Annotated in this window: 5 protein-coding genes; 3 read left to right on the top strand and 2 right to left on the bottom strand. The window is 66.5% G+C overall.

Features of this window, described 5'->3' with window-relative positions; translation table 11 throughout:
• Positions 1 to 746, top strand: a 746-nt coding sequence (locus TSH20_RS34455; protein WP_146207518.1) for an NAD(P)(+) transhydrogenase (Re/Si-specific) subunit beta, incomplete at its 5' end; no start/stop codon positions are given.
• A 197-nt stretch (positions 747 to 943) separates the two neighbouring features.
• On the opposite strand, the gene uraD is transcribed toward TSH20_RS34455, so the two are convergent.
• Positions 944 to 1,456, bottom strand: coding sequence for a 2-oxo-4-hydroxy-4-carboxy-5-ureidoimidazoline decarboxylase (gene uraD / locus TSH20_RS34450; protein WP_109157702.1), 513 nt, complete (start codon positions 1,454 to 1,456; stop codon positions 944 to 946).
• A gap of 8 nt (positions 1,457 to 1,464) precedes the next feature.
• Positions 1,465 to 2,394, bottom strand: coding sequence for an allantoinase PuuE (gene puuE, locus TSH20_RS34445; RefSeq protein ID WP_109157701.1), 930 nt, complete (start codon positions 2,392 to 2,394; stop codon positions 1,465 to 1,467).
• 292 nt (positions 2,395 to 2,686) lie between these two features.
• Between puuE and uraH the strand changes: the two genes are divergently transcribed.
• Complete coding sequence (gene uraH, locus TSH20_RS34435; RefSeq protein WP_109493037.1) at positions 2,687 to 3,037, top strand: hydroxyisourate hydrolase; 351 nt, start codon at positions 2,687 to 2,689, stop codon at positions 3,035 to 3,037.
• 124 nt (positions 3,038 to 3,161) lie between these two features.
• Positions 3,162 to 3,302 (top strand): thiamine pyrophosphate-binding protein (locus TSH20_RS34430; protein ID WP_146207517.1); only part of this gene is annotated, 141 nt, incomplete at its 3' end.

The following is a 3,302-nucleotide window of genomic DNA, read 5'->3' as shown; positions in this document are numbered from 1 at the left end:
CGATGCTGAACAGCTACTCCGGCTGGGCGGCTTGCGGCATCGGCTTCACCCTGCAGAACAATCTGCTGATCATCACCGGTGCGCTGGTCGGCTCCTCGGGCGCGATCCTGTCCTACATCATGTGCAAGGGCATGAACCGCTCGATCTTCAACGTCATCCTCGGCGGCTTCGGCGGTGAAGTTGCCGCGGCCGGCGGTGAGGCCAAGGGTCCGCAGGGCAGCGTCAAGGCCGGCTCGGCCGAGGATGCCGCCTACATCATGAAGAATGCCCAGTCGGTGATCGTAGTGCCGGGCTATGGCATGGCGGTGGCCCAGGCGCAGCATGCCCTGCGCGAGATGTCCGATGCGCTGAAGCACGAGGGCGTCGACGTGAAGTACGCCATCCACCCGGTGGCGGGCCGCATGCCCGGTCACATGAACGTGCTGTTGGCGGAAGCCAACGTGCCCTATGACGAGGTGTTCGAACTGGAGGACATCAACCGCGACTTTGGTACGGCGGATGTGGCCTTCGTCATCGGCGCCAACGACGTCACCAATCCGGCCGCCAAGACCGACCCGTCGAGCGCGATCTACGGCATGCCGATCCTGGACGTGGAAAAGGCCAAGACGGTGTTCTTCATCAAGCGCGGCATGGCGGCGGGGTATGCCGGTGTGGAGAACGAGCTGTTCTTCCGGCCGAATACGATGATGCTGTTCGGCGACGCCAAGAAGGTGACTGAAGAAGTGGTGAAGGCGATGGAAGCGTAACGGGGGTTCTTACGGAAAAGCGCGCCGCTCCGGATGGGGCGGCGCGTTTTCTTTTTTGTTGAAGTATCGGCTTCGATTGCCCCCACCCTAACCCTCCCCCGCTGGGCAGGGGAGGGAATTGGACCTTTGTCGGCGTTCGGCGGCAGTCCCTCCCCCGCCCAGCGGGGGAGGCTAGGTGGGGGCAATCGGAGCCGATGCTACCCCACCACCAGATCGTCCAACCTGAACCCCGCGATCTTGTAAATTTCCTCCAGCGCCCGGCCGAATTCCACTTCCGGCTCGTTGGCCACGCGCTCGCGCATCGCCGCCAGAATCTCCTGCTTGCTGCTGAAGCGCACCGCCATGATGAAGGGGAAGCCGAACCGCTCGCGATAGGCGCGGTTCAGGTCGCGCTGTTCCTGCGCTTCGGCTTCCGTCAACTCGTTCAGCCCGGCCTTCGCCTGCTCGGTCTGCGAGAAGGCGGTCAGGTTGGCGGCGCGGGTGGCGCGGTCGGCAAGGTCGGGGTGGGCGAGGATCAGCGCACGCTGCCGCTCCGTCCCGGCGTTGCGGACGATGCCGGTCATCACCGCGCGCAAGGCTGCGGCATCGGCGAAGGGCCGCTCGTCCCAGGCGGCCTCGGCCACCCAGGGGCTTTCCTCGAACACCGCACCCAGCGCCGCGACGAAGGCGGCGCGGTCCATCCGGTTCAGATCGTCCAGGTTGTAGGGCATCTGCGCTCTCACTTCGCGGTGTAGGGATGTTCGGCGATCCAGTGGCGGGCGATGTCGAGCCGCGTCGCCACCCACGCCTTGTCATGGCCACGCACATAGTCGAGGAAGCGCGCCAGCGAGGCCGCACGGCCGGGCCGGCCGACCAGACGGCAATGCAGGCCGACCGACATCATCTTCGGCGCCGTCTCCCCCTCCGCATAGAGCGTGTCGAAGCTGTCCTTCAGGTAGGCGAAGAACTGGTCGCCGCTGTTGAAGCCCTGGTTGGTGGCGAAGCGCATGTCGTTGGCGTCGAGCGTGTAGGGCACGATCAACTGCGGCCGGCCATGGCTGTCGTCCCAATAGGGCAGGTCGTCGGCGTACGAGTCGGCGTTGTAGACGAAGCCGCCCTCCTCGGCGACCAGCCGCCAGGTGTTGGGGCTGCACCGCCCAAGATACCAGCCGAGCGGCCGCTCACCGGTGACGCGGGTGTGGACTTCGATGGCGCGCAGCATATGGTCGCGCTCCACCTCGGGCGGCAGATGCTGATAGTCGATCCAGCGCCAGCCATGGGTCGCGATCTCCCAGCCGGCGGCCTTCATCGCGGCGACCACCTCCGGATTGCGCTCCAGCGCCATGGCGACGCCATAGACGGTGACCGGCAGGTTACGCTCGGTGAACAGGCGGTGCAGCCGCCAGAAGCCGGCGCGGGAGCCGTATTCGTAGATCGACTCCATGTTCATGTGGCGGGCGCCGGGGATCGGTTGGGCGCCGACGATTTCCGACAGAAAGGCCTCCGACGCGGCATCGCCGTGGAGGACGCAATTCTCGCCGCCCTCCTCGTAATTGATGACGAACTGCACCGCCACCCGGGCGCCGCCCGGCCAGTTGGCCTGCGGCGGGGTGGCGCCATAGCCGATCATGTCACGGGGGTAGCCCTGGGGTTGGGCGGTCTCGGTCATCGTCGTCTCGCTCACTGCGGTCGAAGCGGGGACTACGCTAAGCCATTGGCGGCAGGGGGTTCAATCGGCGGATTGGGCGCGGGGCTGAAGACAGTTTCCGGATTTTGGAGGGTGGGCGGGGGTGGGGGGTGATCTATCGTCGGCTTTAGACCCCCACCTATCCTCCCCCGCTGGGCGGGGGAGGGACTGCCGCCACTTTCCCGAACAAGCGCCAATCCCCTCCCCCGCCCAGCGGGGGAGGGTTAGGGTGGGGGGTCTAACGCCGGCAACGCGCAGAATGGAGACCACCCCCATGGGCCGCCTGACCACCCACGTCCTCGACATTGCCGCCGGCCGTCCGGCGCCGGGCATGCGCATCCGCCTGACGGCGCTGGATACCGGCACCATCCTTGGCGAGTTCACAACGAACGCCGACGGCCGGCTCGACGCCCCGGCGCTCCAGGGCGACGAGTTCAAGCCCGGACGCTATGAACTGCTGTTCATGGCCGGCGACTATTTCCGCCGCACCGGCGCCATCTCCGGCGATGGCCCGGACTTCATCGACGAGGTGCCTCTGCGCTTCGGCATCAGGGACGCCGCCCAGCATTACCATGTGCCGCTGCTGGTTTCGCCCTGGGCTTATTCCACCTATCGCGGCAGCTGACGCGCTCTGCCCCGTTCGCGCCGCTTTCCAGCCTGTGGAAAAGGCAACCCATTGATTTGCCGCACCCACCATCCGCGCGCTTAGCTGTCCTCAGGAACAATCGCGTTTGGTGAGGAGTCGAGCGATGGCGAGAATGACGGCGGCGGAAGCGGCGGTGCGGGTGCTGGAGCGGGAGGGCATCGACGTCTGCTTCGGCGTCCCCGGCGCCGCGATCAACCCCTTCTACGCGGCGATGCAGCGGCGCGGCACGATGCGCCATGTGCTG

It is taken from the genome of Azospirillum sp. TSH20 (genome assembly GCF_003115935.1).
In the GTDB taxonomy this organism is placed as follows: domain Bacteria; phylum Pseudomonadota; class Alphaproteobacteria; order Azospirillales; family Azospirillaceae; genus Azospirillum.
This window is presented reverse-complemented; position numbering and strand designations above follow the sequence as displayed.